The organism is Desulfobacula toluolica Tol2 (assembly GCF_000307105.1).
GTDB classification, from domain to species: Bacteria; Desulfobacterota; Desulfobacteria; order Desulfobacterales; family Desulfobacteraceae; genus Desulfobacula; species Desulfobacula toluolica.
This window is the reverse complement of record NC_018645.1, coordinates 2,859,398-2,879,009: the sequence shown is the minus strand read 5'-3', so window position 1 is coordinate 2,879,009 and position 19,612 is coordinate 2,859,398. Positions and strand designations below refer to the sequence as shown.

The following is a 19,612-nucleotide window of genomic DNA, read 5'->3' as shown; positions in this document are numbered from 1 at the left end:
ACTCCGTATAATTTTTTGTTTTCAGCTTAACTGTTTTAAATTTAACTGTAAAATGTCACCACTGGTTCTTTTAATATAAGGTCTGTCGCTTCTCTTGCCGTTTTGGCAATCTGAGGAAAAGTTTCTTTCAGTTTGGATATCTGTCTTAAGTTTTCACTGGTTCTTAAAACCAATCGTGCAAAATCGCCTTCTGCAAAATCAGACTGGGTTATCAATTCTTCCCATGGTTTGTCATGTGCCCAAAGATAGAGCATCAGGCTGGGCTGAATAAAAAGGTTGGGGGCGTCAAACCCTTTTTTCAGCAATTTAAGGGCAAAGGGTTTTAATTCTTGTCTTATATCCAGAAAGGCTTCTTTCAGGCGTTTGGGCAGGGCCTGGTTGTATAACGGATCATCGCTGAATTCTTTTTCATTGACAAAGGAGCCGATGATGGATGCCAATAAAGCAGGATCATTCTGGGGTAAAAGATTTTCCCTGATACTCTGGGCCACCATAAGCGGTGCATCAATCCTTAGTTTTGATGCCCAAAGACCATCCTCGGTGAGGGTTCCGTTGTCTGTGACAAATTTTTCGTCGGCCAGAAAGTCCATGTGATCCAAAAAATCAAGCCAGAGAAGTTCAAGACCCGTACCAAATTTTTTTCTTGCTTTTTTTCCTCTTTTTTTCCCAGATAGGATTGAATGAGAGGCAAAGGATTTTTCAAGCAGCATTTTTATCTGATCCGGTGTATGGGATAGCAACAGGTTTAACACCATGGAAAAATTGATGGTGATCTGGCTTTCTATGTCTGTAGAGGGAGAACTGAGTAATTTTGCGACATAATTTAAGTCCATGAATTTGCCGGGCAATACAATACAAAACCCGATATTATCCATTCCGCGCCTTCCGGCCCTGCCGGACATTTGCTGGAATTCGCTGGGGTTTAACGGCATGAATTCAACCCCGTTAAACCGGTCGGAATTAAGAACCACAACAGACCGTGCCGGGAAATTGACACCGGCCGCCACAGTGGAGGTTGCAAACATGGCGTCCAGCAGTCCTTCTGCCATAAGGGTTTCAACCACCACCTTCCATGCGGGAAGATGACCGCTGTGGTGGGCTGCCGTGGCGGTTTGTTCAAGGTATTGCCGGTGATTGTGGTTTGCCAGGTGAGCATTGCCGGATACAAGTTCATTGATCTTGTCAAGCAATGCAGCTTTGCGTTTCGGATCTTTGTCTAATAATGTTGAATCACAAAGTTTTATGGCCTGATCACATTCAGCCCTTGATTTTAAAAAAAATATGGCCGGCAACAAATGATATCTATCCAGAATGTTCAGGATATCTCCAAACGGGGGCAGATTTCTGCCATATGCCATAACGGGCTTGTTTTTAGTGCTGTTAAATTTAAATACTTTTTTATGAAGTTTTTGTTTTTGCCCAGGAACCGGGGATGTCATCAATGGAAAAAGGGTCCCGGAAGGGTGCAAAAAAAGAGGAAAAAGAGGAACAGGCCTGTCATTGTTTTTGATGACATGACATTTTTTACCCCTGATGGATTCCAGCCATTGTGCAATTTGAAACGGATTGCCAATGGTTGCCGAAAGCAGCAGTAAAGGAATTCGAACCGGCAGATAGATCATGATTTCTTCCCAGACAACACCTCGTTGTTCATCTCCAAGAAAATGGGCTTCATCCAGGATAATCAGATCGCAGGTTAAATCTTCACCAGTATGCATGGCATCATAAAGCTGATTTCTTAATATTTCCGTTGTGCCGATAACAATGGGGGCATCAGGGTTTTCTTTTATATCACCCGTGAGAATCCCGACATTTTCTTTGCCAAAAAGCATTGAAAACCGTGCATGGATGGAATTGGTCAATGCCTTTAAAGGAGTGGCATACCAGACCTTGCCTTTTTTTTGCAAAACAGTTTGCGCCACCTGCTCGGCAATCCAGGTTTTTCCTGCGCCCGTGGGGGCTGTGACCAGGCAATCGGATTTTTTTATGGCGGCAATGGCTTGAACCTGAAACGGGTCTGGTATGAATCTGCTTTCTTCCGGTATCCCGATTTTTTTAAACACATGTCTTAAGGACTTTTCAGATCCTGGTTTCATATGTTTTGTCTCAGGTCGTTCGGTCGAATTTTTATAGGGCCTTTTCGAAGAATAAAATCTTTTTTTCATGACAGTGATAAACCATAAAACTCTATATTATGCAACTTTTTAATCAAAGGTTTTATCAATGATATGTTTTTTTTATGATTGTTTTTGATTCAAGGTCAATATGGTCAAATTTTTGTGTTATAAATATTTTTTCAACAGTCTATTAAGACAGCTTGAATCACGCAATTGACATTTCATATAAATCGTTTTAGAAGATATGATGCTTGATCAATCATATTATAAAAGTGGTATGGATTTTAATAATGGATACAGATATTCAAAATGATCCTGGTTCAATCAAGATGGATTTTGTCCGGGTGATAAATGATTTTTCTCAATACCTTTCTTGTCAAAAACAGATGGGCAATACAGTTCTGGGAATTTCAAAAGAATCTGAAAACCTGATCTGCAACTGGGGAAATAAATCCGGTGTACGGGAACAGGTCAAACAACTTTTGTTGTTTGAAGGCCCTGAAAATGCATCTGTTTTTATCATAGACAGTGAAAGATATTTTTTTAAAGGCCAAAGTGGTGAGTTGTTTGTTAAAATCCTTAATGCCATGAACTTGTCTCCTGGTTCAGTGTTCATATGCAATGCAGAGAATATAAAATTTGTGCATCAAAAGATAAAGATCATTTCTCCCAAAGTTATCATTACACTTGGCACAAAGGCCGGGCAGTTCCTGTTGAACACGAAACATCCCATAGAACAATTTCGGGGGAAATTTCATGAGATTGATGGCATTAAGGTTATGCCGACATTTCATCCTTCACTGCTTTTAAAGCATTCTGAATTCAAACGCCAGGTATGGGAGGATATGAAACTTGTAATGGAATATGCAGGATTGAAACATGATTCTTGACAGGTTCGTTGATACGCTCCTGGCTGAAAAAGGTTATTCTGTCCATACTTGCCGTGCATATCGCTCTGATATTTCAGGATTTATTCAATTTGTTACAGACAATAAGCCTTTTGATCAAAATTTTGATCAGATTCCTAACCATAATCCTGACCAGGGGACTGATGAAGTCAACCGGCAGGAATCTTTTTTGCGGCAAGTTACCACCCTTGATAAAACCGCCATCAGAAATTATCTTGCCCATCTTGTAAAATCAGGAAAAACCAAGCGGACCATTGCAAGAAAATTATCGTCGCTGAAAGCTTTTTTTGATTATCTGGTCACATCAGGTCTGATCCTGGTTAATCCTGCAGATATGATACCCTTTCCAAAGCTTGAAAAACCCATCCCCAGGTTTTTAAGCATTGATGATGTGTTCTATCTTCTGGATTCCATGAAAAAAGAGACCTGGTTGGATAAACGAAATTTTGCCATGTTTGAAACATTTTATTCTACAGGCATGCGGGTTTCGGAAATGGAAGGCCTGAATATTGAGAATATTGACTTTAAACGTCAAATGATTAGAGTCTTTGGGAAAGGTTCCAAAGAAAGGGTCGTGCCGGTGGGTAAAAGGGCTTTGGCTGCTATAAAAGAGTACAGAGTGTTATTAAAGGAGAAGTTCATTCCGGTTTTTGTGAATAAAAATTTTACACGGTTAAGTTCTCGGTCCATCCATCGTATTCTGGATAAAGTTGTAAAACAGTGCCAGTTGAATGTTCCTGTTTCTCCACATACATTGCGGCATTCCTTTGCAACTCACATGCTGGATTGTGGTGCTGATTTAAGGGGAATTCAGGAGATTTTGGGGCATGCAAGCCTTTCAACAACCCAGATTTATACTCATGTGAGCATGGACAGATTAATGCAGGTCTATGATAAGGCCCATCCCAGAAGTTAAAAATATGGCGCTGAAAATACATTGTTGAAAATATAGGGTGATTAAAATGAATAAAGAGGTATTTCACGGTACAACAATTCTTGCTTTACGGCATAAAAATTGTGTTGTTGTAGCAGGAGACGGCCAGGTGACATTGGGTAACATCGTTACAAAGCACAAGGCCCGAAAGGTCAGAAGAATTTATAATGACAAAATTATTACCGGTTTTGCCGGGGCCACAGCAGACGCTTTGACCTTGTCTGAAAAGCTTGAAAAAAAGCTGGAACGGTATAATGGCAGCTTGACACGGGCCTGTGTTGAGCTTGCACGGGACTGGAGAACTGATAAGTATTTAAGACGTCTTGAAGCCATGATGATTGCAGCAGATACGGAGAACACCTATCTTTTGTCCGGCAACGGGGACGTGATTGAACCCGATGACGGGGTTATCAGTATTGGTTCCGGAAGTACGGCTGCACAGTCTGCCGCAGTTGCCCTGCTTGAAAATACCGATCTTGCACCAAGGAAAATTGTAGAAAAAGCCATGAAAATAGCAGCAGATTTGTGTATTTATACAAATCATCATATCACTGTGGAAGAACTTTAATTAGAGAAAATAAAAACAAATGAAAGATTTAAAACCAAGACAGATTGTTACTGAGCTGGATAAATATATTATTGGTCAGAAAGATGCCAAAAAATCCGTTGCAATTGCCCTTAGAAACAGATGGAGAAGGCGACAGCTGGACAAAGATCTTCAAGAAGAGATTGCTCCCAAAAATATTATATTGATCGGTCCCACAGGCGTGGGAAAAACAGAGATTGCCCGCAGACTGGCCAATTTAGCCAATTCGCCTTTTTATAAGGTGGAAGCCTCAAAATTTACCGAGGTGGGATATGTGGGCAGGGATGTTGAATCCATGATCCGGGATATTGTTGAGCTGACGGTAAATAATTTAAGAGCCAGGCAGCAGGAAGCAGTACAGGAAAAAGCAGCCGGGATAGCCGAAGAAAGAATTCTGGATATTTTGCTGCCTCCGTCCTCACAAACTGGTGCAAGCATATCAAATGATCTGGATATTATTGCAACCGATCAGGGTGAAGAAGATCCTAAACCCACGGCATCTACCCGGGAAAAGCTAAGAAAAATGTTGAGATCCGGGAAGCTGGATTCAAGACAGGTTGATCTTGAGGTGGCTGACAAATCTTCTCCAATGGTTGAAATTTTTTCCAATACCGGAATCGAGGAGATGGGCATTAATGTCAAAGATATGCTGGGAAACCTGATGCCCAAGAATACCAAGCGCCGCAAGGTCAAAATTAAAGATGCCATCAAGCTTTTGACCCAGGAAGAGGCAGCTCATCTTGTTGATATGGATCAGGTTAAAACAGAAGCCGTCAACATGGTTGAGCAGTCCGGGATTATTTTTATTGATGAAATCGATAAGATTGCCGGTAAAGAAAAAAGTCAGGGGCCTGAAGTTTCTAAAGAAGGGGTTCAAAGAGATTTGCTGCCCATTGTTGAGGGAAGTTCAGTGCCCACAAAGTACGGAACTGTTAAAACAGATCATATTCTGTTTATTGCTTCCGGCGCATTCCATGTGTCAAAACCGTCAGACCTGATCCCTGAACTTCAGGGAAGGTTTCCCATAAGAGTTGAACTTACCTCTTTGGGTGCCCATGAATTTACAAGGATTTTAACTGAGCCGAAAAATGCATTGATACTTCAATATATTGCCTTGTTGAGAACAGAAGGCATAGAGATTGAGTTTACCAATGATGCTATTGAAAAAATTGCTTCGATTGCAGAGGAGGTGAATTCATCAACCGAAAATATAGGTGCCCGAAGGCTTCATACCATCATGGAAAAACTTTTGGAAGATATCCTTTTTGCAGCACCGGATATTGAAGAAAAAAATATTGTCATTGATGCCTCTTTTGTGAAAAAGCAATTGACGGATATTGTTGAAAATGAAGATTTGACAAGGTATATCCTATGAATAACAATGTTGCAGACATACTCATTGAAGCGTTGCCATATATAAAACGATTTTCTGGAAAAACCATTGTGGTGAAATACGGCGGACATGCCATGAAGGATGAAAATCTGAAAAAAGATTTTGCCAACGACATCACCTTATTAAAATACATTGGGGTAAATCCGGTTGTGGTTCACGGGGGCGGACCCCAGATCAACAAAGTCTTGGATTCCATGGGGATTACCTCAAGATTTATTCGGGGCATGAGATATACGGATGATGAAACCATGGATGTGGTCGAGATGGTTTTAGGCGGAAAAGTTAACAAGGATATTGTTGCAAGGATTAACCGCCAGGGTGGTAAAGCCGTAGGATTGACCGGAAAGGACGGCATGCTTATTACTGCAAAAAAGATGACCATCTATCACCAGGAAGATGAAAATAAACCGCCTGAAATCATAGATCCAGGTATGGTTGGCGATGTGTCCGGCATTAATCCTGATATTATTCATACACTGACCGACAAAGGTTTTATTCCCGTCATTGCCCCTGTGGGGGTTGGCAAAAATGGTGAAACCTACAATATAAATGCCGATGTTGTTGCTTCAAAGATCGCATCAGCCCTGAAGGCAGAGCGCTTGATACTGTTGACGGATGTTGATGGCGTACTGGATAAGGATAAAAAACTGGTATCTTCCGTGGATGCGGCAAACATTAAAGAGATGATTGAAACAGACGGGATTAAAGGCGGCATGATTCCCAAAGTTGAATGTGCTTTGGATGCATTAAGAAACAGTGTGAAAAAAGCCCATATTATCAATGGGAAACTGCCCCATGCTGTATTGCTTGAGCTGTTTACCGATTCCGGTATCGGCACCCAGGTGTTTTTGAATTAACTGCAACAGGCAGCCCTGACTGTTTCATACTGCAATCTGGTCATTCGGGTTTGCCCACAATACCTAAAGGGCAGAAACCAAAACATGAAAGTCGCGGTTTTAATTTTTGATGACTTTCAAATAAATCTGTAAGGCTGAGAGGTTTAAACGTGGATTCAATAAAAAAAACAGATGATTTTGTATTTAAAACCTATCTGAGACAAGGCAAAGCTTTTGTTAAAGGTGAGGGAGCCACTCTCTGGGATGAGGATGGAAAAAAATATACGGATTTTTTAGCCGGGATTGCGGTTTGCAGCCTGGGGCATTGTCATCCGAAAATCACGGAGGCTATTGCCAAGCAAGCTTCCACCCTGGTTCATGTGTCCAATCTTTTTTATACCATGCCCCAGGCAGATCTTGCGGCAAAATTGTGTGAAAAAAGCTTTGCAGACAGAGTGTTTTTTGCAAATTCAGGTGCAGAGGCCAACGAAGCTGCCATCAAACTTGCCAGAAGATATTTTCAAAAAAAAGGGGAAAAGAACCGGTTTAAGATTATCACGATGGAACAATCTTTTCATGGACGGACCATGGCCACCTTGTCTGCCACGGGCCAGGATAAAATCAAAGATGGATTTTATCCCCTGCTTGAAGGATTCTCCTATGTTCCCTTTAATGATATTGATGCCTTGAAAAATAAAATTGATGATACTGTTTGCGCGGTTATGCTGGAACCGGTTCAGGGAGAAGGCGGAGTTGTCCCTGCCGATGCCCTGTATTTAAAGGCTGTCAGGGATCTGTGTGACAAAAAAGGAATATTATTGATTTTTGATGAGATCCAATGCGGCATGGGAAGGTGCGGCAAGCTTTTTGCCCACCAACTGTATGGCATCACGCCGGACATTATGACCCTTGCAAAAGCTCTTGGAAACGGTCTTCCCATAGGTGCCATGCTTGCGACCGGGGAGGCGGCAACAGGGTTTGATTTTGGCAGTCATGCCACAACCTTTGGGGGTACGCCTCTTGCCACGGCAGCAGCCCTGGAAGTGTTGAATATCATCAGCCAGGAATCTTTTTTGGATATGGTTTGTCAAAAAGGTCAATATTTTAAGGACAAACTTGAGAAACTCAAAGAAAAACATGCAAGGGTTTTGCATGTCAGGGGTGAAGGCCTTTTGCTGGGATTGGAAATTGATAAAGATGCAGCGTATTTTGTGGATCAATTAATGAAAAAAGGCTTTATAATTAATGGAATTCAGGATAGGATTCTCAGATTTGTACCACCCTTGATTATTGAAAATAAAGAGATTGACAGGCTGATATCGGCATTGGACAGCCTTTTCTAATGTAGGAGATATATTGTTTTGAAAAAAGATTTATTATCACTTTTGGACCTTGAAAAAGATGACTTTGACCGTCTTTTCAAGCGAGCGATCCAATTAAAGCAAAGATATGCAAAAGGTATCTTTGACAACGTGTTGACAGGAAAGACCCTGGGATTAATCTTTGACAAAAAATCCACCCGCACAAGGCTGGCTTTTGAAACTGCAATGGTTCAGCTTGGCGGTCATCCCATCTATATGAGCGCCCAGGATACCCAAATTGCCAGAAGCGAGCCGCCCAAAGATACGGCACGGGTTTTGTCGCGATATATTGACTGTCTTGCCATTAGAACTTTTGACCAGTCCCTGGTGGAAGAATTTGCACAAAACGCAACCATACCGGTGATAAATGCACTCACAGATGCGTTTCATCCCTGTCAGATTCTGAGCGATATTATGACAGTTGTTGAACATAAGGGCGGATACAAGGATGTAAAAATAGCATGGGTGGGGGATGGGAATAATGTTGCCAATTCCTGGATCAATGCAGCAAGTATTCTTGGCTTTGATTTGAGGGTAGCCTGCCCTGATGAGTATGGCATCAATCCTCAAATCATTGAGGCAGTCTCGGCAAAAGGGGACAACAATGTTGTGTATACAAATGATCCCAAGGAAGCCGTAAAAGATGCTGACGTCGTGTATACGGATGTCTGGGCCAGCATGGGAGATGAAGCTCAATTAGCCAAACGGATTATTGATTTTGAAGGATTTCAGGTCAACAAGGAATTGCTGTTTGGTGCAAAGGATGATGTGATGGTAATGCATTGCCTGCCGGCTCACCGTGGTGAAGAAATTTCAGAAGATGTTCTTGAAGATAAAAACAGTGTGTTCTGGGATCAGGCTGAAAATAAAAGACATATGCACAAAGCCATTCTGGAAAATTTGATACTGGGCAATTAAATACAAGGGAATTTAAAGTATAATGAGTGAGAGCGGCGGGAGTGAAAAACTCTGGGGAGGAAGATTTTCCCAGAGTACGGATGAACTGGTTGAAAAAATCAATGCCTCCATTGATGTGGATAAACGGCTGTATGAAAGTGACATTGAAGGAAGTATTGCCCATTTGAAAATGATGGCCAAAGAGTCCATTATTACCCGGGATGAGGCTGATATTCTTGTTAAGGGGCTTGGACGAGTAAAAGAGAAAATTGAGAACAATGAAATTCAATTTTCAGCCGGGCTTGAAGATATTCATATGCATATTGAAGATGCTCTGGGCAAAATCAGCGGAGATGTGGCAAGAAAGCTTCATACCGGACGAAGCCGTAATGATCAGGTTGCGCTGGATGTCAGGATTTATTTGAAAAAAGAGACCAGAATCATTATTGATCTTCTGGTTGGGTTTCAAAAAGCCCTGGTCAGAATGGCTCAAAATCACCTGGATGTGATCATGCCAGGATATACCCATCTTCAAAGGGCTCAGCCTGTATTGTTTTCTCATCATTTGATGGCATATTATGAAATGATCAAGCGGGACATTGAAAGGTTTGAAGATTGCTTTAAAAGAATTGATGTCATGCCCCTGGGTTCAGCCGCTCTTGCCGGTACAACCTATCCGTTGAACCGGGAATTCACCAAAGAGCTGCTTTTCTTTTCAAAAGTTTCCGACAACAGTATTGATTCCGTGTCTGACCGGGATTTTGTCATTGAGTTTATCTCTCATGCATCCATTTGTATGATACATTTTTCAAGGCTTTCCGAAGAGTTGATTCTCTGGTCTTCTTCCGAGTTTTCATTTATTACCATTTCAGATGCTTTTACAACCGGCTCCAGCATCATGCCCCAGAAAAAGAATCCTGATGTTGCAGAACTTGTGCGGGGTAAAACCGGAAGGGTTGTGGGCAACCTTGTTGCCATTCTTACTCTCATGAAATCATTGCCCATGGCTTATAATAAAGATATGCAGGAAGACAAAGAACCGCTGTTTGACACCGTGGATACGCTCAAGATCTGTACGGATGTGTATACCCGGATGTTTGAAAATATTGAGATCCATAAAGATAGAATGTATGATGCCTGCTGCACGGGATTTTTAAATGCAACCGACCTTGCCGATTACCTGGTTTCAAAAGGAATGCCTTTTCGGGATGCCCATGCCGTAGCCGGTAAAGCCGTGGCTTATGCACTGGATCAGGCAAAAGAACTCAATGATCTGACCATTGAAGAGCTTAAAGTGTTAAGTGAGTTGATAGATGAAGATGTTTATGGATTTATCGCCATAGACAAGATGATTTCAAGAAGAATCTCGTACGGGGGAACCGGTTTTGATAATGTTAAAAAGGCTGTCGGTAAAGCAGCAGTAGAGCTTGGGATATAATGGAAAACAAGAGAATCATTTTTTTTGCTTTAATGGTATTGTCCGGTATTGCTCTCCTGGCTTTTTCAGGATGTGGAAAAAAAGGCCCTCCATTGCCTCCTGAAATAAAAGGGCAAAAAATTGCAGCCCCTTTTGATTTGAAATACAAGGTTGTTGACAATGAGATCACTCTTTCCTGGAACCATAAAATTGATGCTGAAACAGCTTTTGTAAAACCGGACAGCTTTGAAGTTTTTATGGCCAAAAAAACATTTGAAGCCTGTGAGGGGTGTCCTTTTGAGTTTAAGCCGGCCGGGACTGTCTTCATGCCTTTTATGGAATTTGCCACTGGAATACAAAAAGGATTTAAATATTATTTCAGGGTTCAGGCGATTGGTGATGATGGCATGAGAAGTGAGCATTCAACAACGGTTCAATTTGAGTATAAATGAAAATGAAGCAGCATACCGCTTATTTAAGTATTGGTTCCAATAAGGGCCATAAGAAAAAAAATCTTGAAACAGCCATAAGACATTTACACAGCCATCCTCATATTGATGTGCTTGGTGTGTCGTCTTTTTACAGAACAGAACCCCAAAATTTTACAGACCAGGACTGGTTTGTAAATGCCGCCTTAAAAATACAAACAGTATTAAATCCTGAAGATCTGCTGGCTGCTTTAAAAGTTTTGGAAAAAGATCTGGATAAAGATGGGAAACCCTTCAGGTTTGGTCCCAGAATCATTGATCTGGATATTATTTATTATGATGATTTGATTCTCAAAACCGAACTTCTTGAAATTCCCCATCCAAGAATGCACGAAAGGTGTTTTGTATTGATACCCATTTGTGATATAGGAGCTAACGCAATACATCCGGTTTTGAATTGTCGATCAGATGAATTGTTAAAAAAAATAGAACAACAAGAAACCCAGAAGGTTATTCTTCTGGATTAGGAGGCTTAAAGTGAAGTTTTTTATTGATACTGCCAATATTGAGCAGATCAAAGATGCCAATGATATGGGCATGGTAGACGGTGTAACCACCAACCCTTCTTTAATTGCTAAAGAAGACGGAGAGTTTAAACAGATTATTGCCGATATCTGCGGGATCGTAAAAGGTCCGGTCAGTGCGGAAGTTATCAGTCTTGAGTATGACGGCATGGTAGAAGAAGCCAGAGATCTGGCAAAAATAGCTGATAATATTGCTGTTAAAGTTCCAATGACAATTGAAGGGTTAAAAGCTGTAAAGACCCTTTCGGATGAAGGCATAAAAACAAACGTCACTTTGGTTTTTTCAGCACTGCAGGCATTGATGGCTGCCAAAGCCGGTGCAACATTTGTCAGCCCGTTTGTGGGCAGGCTGGATGATCTTGCCCAGGAAGGAATGGGGCTGGTTGAGGAAATAGCTCAAATCTTTACCAATTATGACTTTGATACCCAGATTATTGTGGCAAGTGTAAGAAATCCACTTCATGTGCTGGATTCAGCTCTTCTGGGGGCCGATATTGCGACCATTCCGTATGGAGTATTAAAGAAGCTTGCAGCCCATCATATGACGGACAAAGGAATTGACGCGTTCATGGCAGATTGGAATAAAAAGAATGGATAATTGAGACCATATAATCACATTGGAATTAATTTTCATGGAATCAGTATGTTTTTTATTTGCTGTGCATTGATTTTTGGGGTGTGATCAGGACTTGATTACTTTATTAAAGATAGAAGATTTCTTTTGTTTTAATTTGATAATTGCAAAATTAATATTGACAAATTCATCATTCAGGTATATAAATCTTTCCTGTTTGCTGAGCGGGAATAACTCAGTGGTAGAGTGCGACCTTGCCAAGGTCGAAGTCGCGGGTTCAAATCCCGTTTCCCGCTCCATACACAATTTATAAAATAAGGCGGCTTGGCCAAGGGGTAAGGCAACGGCCTGCAAAGCCGTTATTCTCCGGTTCAAATCCGGAAGCCGCCTCCATAATAAAAAAAGGACTTAGGATTAAATCTTAAGTCCTTTTTTTATTGTATTTTTTTTTATTCCTCACAAAATAATTAATCTTGATCAAAATGTGAATTAATTCAATTCGTAATAATTTAAAAAAAATATTGTAAGGGGAAATTAGGGGATCAGGTTGATGCATATCAAACTGATGGATTTTTTAACCAAAGTGCGTAATAGATAGCAGATATATGATTGAGTTTATTTTATATAAAGGCTGGGAATTTTTTTTATGGATTTATAATTATGAGTTAGGTTCATAAGGCTTTCCGCATTTCCTATGGCAAAAAAACCCTTTGGAACAATAGTCTGATAAAGTTTGTTGATTACTTTTTCACTGGTTTGTGCATCAAAATAAATCATCACATTTCTGCATAGCACAGCATCAAAATTCATTTGTGGCGCAGGATCCTTGATTAAATTAAATTTTTTAAACATGATATGCCGGGTAATGTCTTTTTTTACTTTTATATACCCTGTATATTTTCCGGTTCCTTTTTGAAAAAAACGGTGAAGAATAGGTAAAGGAACTTTTTTCAGCTTCTCTGTTTTATAGATACCCCTTGCTGCAGTATCAAGAACTGTATGGGAAATATCTGTCGCCATAATTGAAAAAGAAAGTCCCAGATTTTTGAGTTGAACTGCAACTGAATAGGGTTCATCTCCTGTTGAACAGGCAGCGCACCATATTTTAAATTCTTTTTTGTCTTTTTGTGGATGGTTGTTGAATTGATTTATAATATATTCAATGCTTTTATTTTCCCTGAAGAAAAAAGAATGGTTTGTTGTAACAGTATCAATGAATTCAATCACTTCTTTTTCATCTGTATTTAAGTATCTGAGATAATCCTTTAAAGATTTTTTTGTCAGCCGCATTCTTTTGGCAATTTTAGATTTTAAGAGTTCAAGTTTGCCTTCGTGAAGGTTAATCCCTGAAGTTGAATACACAAGGTTTCTTAAATCATTAAACTCTTTTTTTGATAGAACTATAGAATCCATGGCGAGATAATAATATAATAGTAAGAAAAATGAAATAAAAAATAAGGAATATTTTGGACAGACGAAAAAAAGTTGATGCATGGGCAATAGTTTTAATTTGTCTTAATATCCTTGCAGGGATATTGTTGGTTTTGATATTATTGGTTTTTCATCTTGCTCAACCTGAATTTGAAACCATGTTTGATAGATTTTATAAGCTGGACATAAGAACGGATTGGGATATTCAATATTTGCATTATCTTATAGATTTGATTGTATTGATTGCTTTTATAAGTTTTTCCGGCTTATTATTAGATTTTTTTCGGGGTAGAAGGAAAAATGATCATAGCAGTTCATTAATCTTGATCATAATAGGCATTATTTTTTTTATAATGCTTGGAGTTATAATGATTTTGCTTTAAAGGATAAAGATCTTTTTTGAATTTGTCGATAGCCTTTAAAGGAAATGATTGTGTAAGCATGGGAATTGTAAATGAAAAAAACTTTTATTATTTGTTTGTTATTTGTTTTTTTAGGCACCCCTGTTTTTGTCAAAGATTGTTTTGCCAAAGATTTTATAGTTGAATTTATTGAAGAAAATTATAAAGAAACCCAAGCTCCGTTTTCATATGACCCCTTGATCTATCACTCTATTCAGGTCAACTCTATTGCAGGACCGAAAATTTTAATCCTGACAGGCAGTGATTACAATTACCGTAAATGGCTGCGACAATATATTGGAAAAAATAAAAAATTTATTACAAAAATTTCCGATGACCGTATGGATGAATTTATCCTGGCAAAGGCCTATGAAATAGATGTGACATCACTCCACCCAATGAATGGAACAAAATGGAAAAAAGATGAGTCAAAGGACTTTGATCAAAATACTCTTGAAGGGAATAATTATATTTTAATTGTTGATTCCAATGAAAAAAGAACTCATCTTATTCAGAATGTTGTTATAAAAATGGGATATCAAACCATAATTTTTAAAACAGGAAAGCAAGCCCTGGATTTTTTTAAATTACAACCCGATAAATTCAAAATGATTATAGCCCAATATACTGTTAAAGAGATGCCATCTGATAAATTTGTTAAACAAATATTAAAAATTAATCATAAGGTTCCTATCCTTATTGACACAGGTTATAAAAATTTAACTGTAAACAATGAATTTTTATCAAAATTTTCAGGTTTCAGATCTGTTCATCTCAAACCTGTTATCTTAAGAGATCTGCAAAAAACCATTGAAAAAATTATTAAAAAGAATGTTTAGATTTGTGAAAATTATCATACCATTGTTGTGTGTATTTATTATGTCTGCTTTTTTATCCAGTCCGCTGATAGCAGATGAATATGAATTTAATCAGTTTGAAATGAGTTTTAAGAATTTTATGACCTGCGAGTTGACCAGAACGAACGCAACAGATCATTTCAATGGGAAGCCTTTCAAAATAACCATGATAGATCTTTTTGATATTCAAAATGAATCTGACCTGAAAATCATTACAGGTGCAATTGAATGTTTTGTCGGAGATAAACACTTGACCCTTTATGCTGCAGTCGGTCTCAAAATTATTATGGACAGGGAACAGGTGGTGTATTATACCATTCGAGATAAAGATTTTTCCATTCTGGCAACCGAACTTATTAAATTTCCTTATAAAGAAAGATGTAAATGGTCTCCATATTGGCTGGATATTGATTGATCATCCGGTTATAGCTTTGAACGGAGGCATAGAAGTGAGGTCAGGCTTTTGATCCTGACGTACGATAGTCTTTGACGCCTGTATATTGAAAAACCAGTCTCAAAGTCATTCTTATGGTTTATAATTTATTGGCACAATGATATGGTACTCTGTTCATAAAAATAAAAGGAAAACATCAAAATACAGACTAAATTATGCTGAATATAGATTCAATATCAAAAGGTTTTGGAGATCACATCCTGTTGGATAAAACAGGTTTTCAGATTAATCCTGGTGAAAGGGTCGGGCTTGTCGGCAGAAACGGCCATGGTAAAACCACACTTTTAAACATGATATCAGGCAGTGAACATCCTGATGAGGGAAGCATATCCTGTCCTTCGGGGTATAGAATAGGTTTTTTATCTCAAAAAATTTTATTTTCCAGATCCCGTGTGATTGATGAAGCCATGCTGGGACTTTTAGAACATGAAAAAGATCATTCCTGGAAGGCTGAAAAAATTCTGGCCGGACTTGGGTTTTCCCAAGATGATTTTATAAAAGATCCCGCCGCCTTTTCAGGCGGTTTCCAGGTCAGGCTCAATCTTGCCAAAGTATTGGTTTCCGAGCCGGATCTTTTGATCCTTGATGAACCGACAAACTACCTTGATATCACATCAATTCGATGGATCTCACAATTTCTGATTTCCTGGCCCAGAGAAGTTTTGCTGGTTACGCATGACCGTGGGTTTATGGATAATGTTGTAACGCATATTGCAGGGATTCACAGGCAAAAAATCAAAAAAATCAAGGGAGATACATCTAAATATTATTTGCAGGTTGCCCAGGATGAAGAAGTCTATGAAAAAACAAGACAAAATGAAGAAAAACGAAATAAAGAGATGGAACAGTTTATCTCACGGTTCCGAGCAAAAGCCCGCCTGGCAAACATGGTACAATCCCGTATAAAAACGCTGGAAAAATCTAAAACAAAAGAAAAACTCCAAAAACTCAAAGATCTTGAATTTTCTTTTAATTATCTGCCTTTTTCAGGTAAGCAGGTATTGATGATAGAAGATTTGTCTTTTGGGTGGCAAAAAGATCATCTGTTGATCAACAATCTTTCCTTGACCGTTTATCCGGATGACCGTATTGCTGTTATCGGTAAAAATGGTAAAGGAAAAACAACCCTCTTAAAGCTGATAAGTAAAAATCTCAATGCTGTCTCCGGCAGTATTAAAATTAATCCGGGCGTACAGCTGGACTATTTTGAACAAACAAATGTTCAATCGTTGAATGATGATTTTACCATTGAAGAAGAACTGGCTTATTCTTCACCTGATGCTGACAGACAGGCGGTCAGGACTGTCTGTGGGGGCATGATGTTTGAAAAAGATTCGGCTTTAAAAAAAATATCCGTGTTGTCAGGTGGAGAAAAATCAAGGGTTATGTTAGGTAAATTGCTGATGAAACCTTTGAATTTGTTGTTGCTGGATGAACCCAGCAATCATCTGGATATAGAGTCTTGTGATTCTTTTATTGCCGCACTCGACAATTTTGAAGGTGCTGTGGTTATTGTGACGCATAATGAAATGTTTCTACATTCTCTTGCAAACAGGCTTGTTGTGTTCAAAAACAATGCTGTTGAACTGTTTGAGGGGACTTATCAGGAGTTTTTAGATAAAGAGGGGTGGGAGGATGAAGATTGTGTTGTTGAAAAAAAAATAAAGCCTTTGGTTTTGTCGAAAAAAGACCTTCGCCGGAAAAAATCGGAAATCATTACTCAAAAATCGAAAGAACTCAAACCTGTAAAACGGAAAATTGAAAAATTGGAAAATGATATTGAAAAAAATGAACTTTTGATCAGCAAGATTAATGAATGCCTGCTGGAAGCGTCGCAAAATCAGGATGGCCGAAAAATTCAGAGTTTGGCCAAAGAACTGTCAGAACTTGAAAATTTGAATGAAAAGCTTTTTGAAGATCTTGAAACCCAGATGGAATTGTTTGAAGAAATAGAAAGATCGTTTAATAACCGGTTGGAAGAAGTTGAAAGGTAGTCATTTATGATGGACAAAAAAAATTTTAAATTTTATTATGGTATCCTTCTGGTTGCAGTGGGATTGGGTGTTTTTTACCGTATTCCTCAAGTCATGCTGCAGATAGAAACTATTGAATTTTTTAAACAAAAGCTTTTTCTGGTCAGATCAAGTTTTTATATATTAGGCGGGCTTTTAGTTTTAGCAGGTTCTATTAGAATTTATAAGAATTACAAGTAATTTAAGGATTTATTATGGCCAAATCATCCAGCCTTCAATCAACCATAAAAGATCAATCCGGTGCGGGAAAAACAAAGATTGGAGAGATTCTTTCAAAAGAAGGTCAAATTACCAGTATGCAACTGGATGAGGCATTAGCTGTACACAAGAAAACCAATGAACGACTTAGCAGCATTCTTTTAAACAAAGGATATATTGATCCCGATACCATCATCAATGTCCTGGGTAGAATCTACAATTACAATATCATTAGATTTTCCGACATCAAACCTGATTCAAAGGTTCTGGAAATCCTGCCCTATGAAGTGGCTAAATCCACAATGGTCTTTCCCCTTGCATTAAAAGGTGAAGAATTATCCATTACCATGGTTGAGCCGACAGATACCTCTGTTGTTGAGGAACTTCAGAAAAAACTTGGAAAAACGATTCAGGTTTTTGTGTCAACTGAAAACGATGTGATTCAGGCTTATCGTGATTTTTATAAAATCAGTGATGAAGAATATAAAAGTTTTCTTCAGTTTGAAGATGATTCTGAAGATGACGAACCAGTTACTTCTGTTGATGATTTTGGCTCCCTGGTCTCTGAGGCGGCAGAAGAAATGGAAGTCGGATATACTGACATGGAGGATGACCAGGAACAGTTCATGGCATCTGATGCACCGATTATCAAACTGGTAAATGGTATCCTTACCAAGGCCATTAATGATGGTGTCAGTGATATTCATATTGAACCCTTTGAAAAATCATTTCAGGTTAGATACCGGCTGGACGGCTCCATGTATAAAGCCATGAATCTGCCCCTGAGTATAAAAAATGCAGTTATTTCGAGAATTAAAATTCTGGCTGAACTTGACATTGCAGAAAGACGAGTTCCCCAGGACGGAAGAATAAAATTGAGACTCGGGAAAAAAAAATCCATTGATTTCAGGGTGTCTACTTTGCCGACTCTTTTTGGTGAAAGCATTGTCATGCGTATCCTTGATCAAAGCGCCCTGAATATTGATCTGACCAAAATGGGTTTTGAAGCCTCTACTTTTGATACGTTGAAAAAATGTATTTCACGGCCTTATGGACTATTGCTTGTAACAGGTCCAACAGGAAGTGGAAAAACAACCACCCTTTATTCCATACTGAACCGGTTGAATAAAGAGGATATCAAAATATTGACGGCTGAAGATCCTGTTGAGTTTAACTTTAAAGGAATCAACCAGGTGGCGGTGAAAGAGGAGGTCGGTATGACCTTTGCTGCGGCTCTTAAAGCATTTCTGCGACAGGATCCTGATATCATCATGGTAGGTGAAATCAGGGATATGGATACGGCTGAAATAGCGATTAAAGCTGCTATGACAGGGCATCTTGTGTTTGCCACTCTTCATACCAATGACTGTCCCTCAACCATAGGCCGTCTCATTGATATCGGCATACCTTCTTATATGGTGGCATCTGCCGTTACTCTGGTTTTATCCCAGCGCCTTGCCCGGCGGCTTTGTCCTCACTGCAAACAGATTGTTACAGGTCATAATCCCCAAGACCTTGAATTGTATGGATTTTCAGAAAATGAAATTAAAAATTTGAACATATACGGCCCTAAAGGTTGCGGCCATTGCAATGGGACCGGATACAAGGGCAGGCTGGGGCTTTATGAATTAATGGAGGTCACAGATGAAGTAGGCAAAGCCATTAGTGCTGAAGTGCCCGAAGATCAGCTCAGAAAGGTTGCCGTTCAGGAAGGAATGGTAACCCTTAGAGATGCGGGTCTTCAGAAAATCAGAAGTTCTGAAACATCTCTTGAAGAAGTGCTGAAAAAGACGACCATTACCAAGGAAGCGCTGCCGGCCTATCTTATTAATCCTGATGTTGAACGGTATGAGGATAAGGACGTTATTATCCGTGAAGATAATATTGATATTGATTTTTTTAAGCTTGTTCAAGGCGGGTTGTATGTTGTTAAAGGCGGAAAGAAAATTGCTGAAATTGTACAGCCGGGCGAATATTTCGGGGAAATGTCGGCAATTACCGGCGAACCCAGATCAGCATCCATTATATCCAAAGGGCGATCAACGGTTAAAAGGTTTCCGGGAGACAAATTGTTTGAGGTTATTGAAAAATATCCAGATGTGGCAAAGCATCTGTTCAGTGTTCTTGCAGCAAGGCTTGACAGCAGCGACAAACGGTTCGTGAAGATGCTCAAGCAGATTAAACGCCCTCAACCCAAGTAGCC

General features: G+C 39.3%; 19 protein-coding genes and 2 tRNA genes. 19 read left to right on the top strand and 2 right to left on the bottom strand.

What is annotated here, in order from left to right:
- Positions 1-41: 41 nt before the first annotated feature.
- A complete protein-coding gene (locus TOL2_RS13230; RefSeq protein ID WP_014957930.1) occupies positions 42-2,165 on the bottom strand; it encodes a DEAD/DEAH box helicase in 2,124 nt (707 codons plus the stop codon).
- 242 nt (positions 2,166-2,407) lie between these two features.
- On the opposite strand from TOL2_RS13230, the gene TOL2_RS23660 reads away from it, so the two are divergent.
- The 13 genes from TOL2_RS23660 to TOL2_RS13165 all read left to right on the top strand — a co-directional run bounded on the left by TOL2_RS23660 (position 2,408) and on the right by TOL2_RS13165 (position 12,428).
- Complete coding sequence (locus TOL2_RS23660) at positions 2,408-3,007, top strand: uracil-DNA glycosylase (protein WP_014957929.1); 600 nt, start codon at positions 2,408-2,410, stop codon at positions 3,005-3,007.
- Positions 2,997-3,941 (top strand): site-specific tyrosine recombinase/integron integrase, encoded by a 945-nt coding sequence (gene xerA / locus TOL2_RS13220; RefSeq protein ID WP_014957928.1) that lies wholly within the window; start codon positions 2,997-2,999, stop codon positions 3,939-3,941. The genes TOL2_RS23660 and xerA overlap by 11 nt, the downstream gene beginning before the upstream one ends.
- A gap of 46 nt (positions 3,942-3,987) precedes the next feature.
- Entirely contained in the window at positions 3,988-4,527 is a 540-nt protein-coding gene (hslV, locus tag TOL2_RS13215; RefSeq protein WP_014957927.1) for an ATP-dependent protease subunit HslV, read from the top strand.
- 19 nt (positions 4,528-4,546) lie between these two features.
- Positions 4,547-5,920 (top strand): ATP-dependent protease ATPase subunit HslU, encoded by a 1,374-nt coding sequence (gene hslU, locus TOL2_RS13210; protein WP_014957926.1) that lies wholly within the window; start codon positions 4,547-4,549, stop codon positions 5,918-5,920.
- The gene (argB, locus tag TOL2_RS13205) at positions 5,917-6,795 is read left to right on the top strand and encodes an acetylglutamate kinase (RefSeq protein WP_014957925.1); all 879 of its coding nucleotides are present in this window, start codon (positions 5,917-5,919) and stop codon (positions 6,793-6,795) included. Before hslU ends, argB begins: the two co-directional genes overlap by 4 nt.
- A 149-nt stretch (positions 6,796-6,944) precedes the next feature.
- Positions 6,945-8,117, top strand: a complete 1,173-nt coding sequence (locus TOL2_RS13200) for an acetylornithine transaminase (protein ID WP_014957924.1) — start codon at positions 6,945-6,947, stop codon at positions 8,115-8,117.
- 18 nt (positions 8,118-8,135) lie between these two features.
- On the top strand, positions 8,136-9,053 hold the full coding sequence (gene argF, locus TOL2_RS13195) for an ornithine carbamoyltransferase (RefSeq protein WP_014957923.1): 918 nt from the start codon (positions 8,136-8,138) through the stop codon (positions 9,051-9,053).
- Between the two features lie 22 nt (positions 9,054-9,075).
- Entirely contained in the window at positions 9,076-10,470 is a 1,395-nt protein-coding gene (gene argH, locus TOL2_RS13190) for an argininosuccinate lyase (RefSeq protein WP_014957922.1), read from the top strand.
- Positions 10,470-10,901: a fibronectin type III domain-containing protein gene (locus tag TOL2_RS13185; protein ID WP_014957921.1), complete on the top strand. Its 432-nt coding sequence runs from the start codon at positions 10,470-10,472 to the stop codon at positions 10,899-10,901. Before argH ends, TOL2_RS13185 begins: the two co-directional genes overlap by 1 nt.
- Positions 10,898-11,404, top strand: a complete 507-nt coding sequence (gene folK / locus TOL2_RS13180) for a 2-amino-4-hydroxy-6-hydroxymethyldihydropteridine diphosphokinase (RefSeq protein WP_014957920.1) — start codon at positions 10,898-10,900, stop codon at positions 11,402-11,404. Before TOL2_RS13185 ends, folK begins: the two co-directional genes overlap by 4 nt.
- Positions 11,405-11,414: 10 nt before the next feature.
- Positions 11,415-12,059 (top strand): fructose-6-phosphate aldolase, encoded by a 645-nt coding sequence (fsa, locus tag TOL2_RS13175; RefSeq protein ID WP_014957919.1) that lies wholly within the window; start codon positions 11,415-11,417, stop codon positions 12,057-12,059.
- Positions 12,060-12,259: 200 nt separating this feature from the next.
- Positions 12,260-12,334: transfer RNA gene (locus TOL2_RS13170), tRNA-Gly, on the top strand.
- A 19-nt stretch (positions 12,335-12,353) separates the two neighbouring features.
- A tRNA-Cys gene (locus TOL2_RS13165) sits at positions 12,354-12,428 on the top strand.
- 222 nt (positions 12,429-12,650) lie between these two features.
- Here the strand turns inward: TOL2_RS13165 and TOL2_RS13160 are convergent.
- Positions 12,651-13,448, bottom strand: coding sequence for a CheR family methyltransferase (locus tag TOL2_RS13160; RefSeq protein ID WP_014957918.1), 798 nt, complete (start codon positions 13,446-13,448; stop codon positions 12,651-12,653).
- Positions 13,449-13,501: 53 nt separating this feature from the next.
- Here TOL2_RS13160 and TOL2_RS13155 point away from each other — a divergent pair, with 53 nt between their 5' ends.
- The 6 genes from TOL2_RS13155 to pilB all read left to right on the top strand — a co-directional run bounded on the left by TOL2_RS13155 (position 13,502) and on the right by pilB (position 19,610).
- Positions 13,502-13,849: a hypothetical protein gene (locus tag TOL2_RS13155; RefSeq protein ID WP_014957917.1), complete on the top strand. Its 348-nt coding sequence runs from the start codon at positions 13,502-13,504 to the stop codon at positions 13,847-13,849.
- 71 nt (positions 13,850-13,920) lie between these two features.
- Positions 13,921-14,706 (top strand): DNA-binding transcriptional response regulator, encoded by a 786-nt coding sequence (locus TOL2_RS13150; protein ID WP_014957916.1) that lies wholly within the window; start codon positions 13,921-13,923, stop codon positions 14,704-14,706.
- A gap of 40 nt (positions 14,707-14,746) precedes the next feature.
- On the top strand, positions 14,747-15,139 hold the full coding sequence (locus TOL2_RS13145) for a hypothetical protein (protein ID WP_014957915.1): 393 nt from the start codon (positions 14,747-14,749) through the stop codon (positions 15,137-15,139).
- A 194-nt stretch (positions 15,140-15,333) separates the two neighbouring features.
- Positions 15,334-17,172 carry an ABC-F family ATP-binding cassette domain-containing protein gene (locus TOL2_RS13140; protein WP_014957914.1) on the top strand — a complete coding sequence of 613 codons (1,839 nt, stop codon included), beginning with the start codon at positions 15,334-15,336 and terminating at the stop codon, positions 17,170-17,172.
- Between the two features lie 6 nt (positions 17,173-17,178).
- Positions 17,179-17,391, top strand: a complete 213-nt coding sequence (locus TOL2_RS13135) for a hypothetical protein (protein ID WP_014957913.1) — start codon at positions 17,179-17,181, stop codon at positions 17,389-17,391.
- Between the two features lie 14 nt (positions 17,392-17,405).
- A complete protein-coding gene (gene pilB, locus TOL2_RS13130) occupies positions 17,406-19,610 on the top strand; it encodes a type IV-A pilus assembly ATPase PilB (RefSeq protein ID WP_014957912.1) in 2,205 nt (734 codons plus the stop codon).
- Positions 19,611-19,612: the final 2 nt, after the last annotated feature.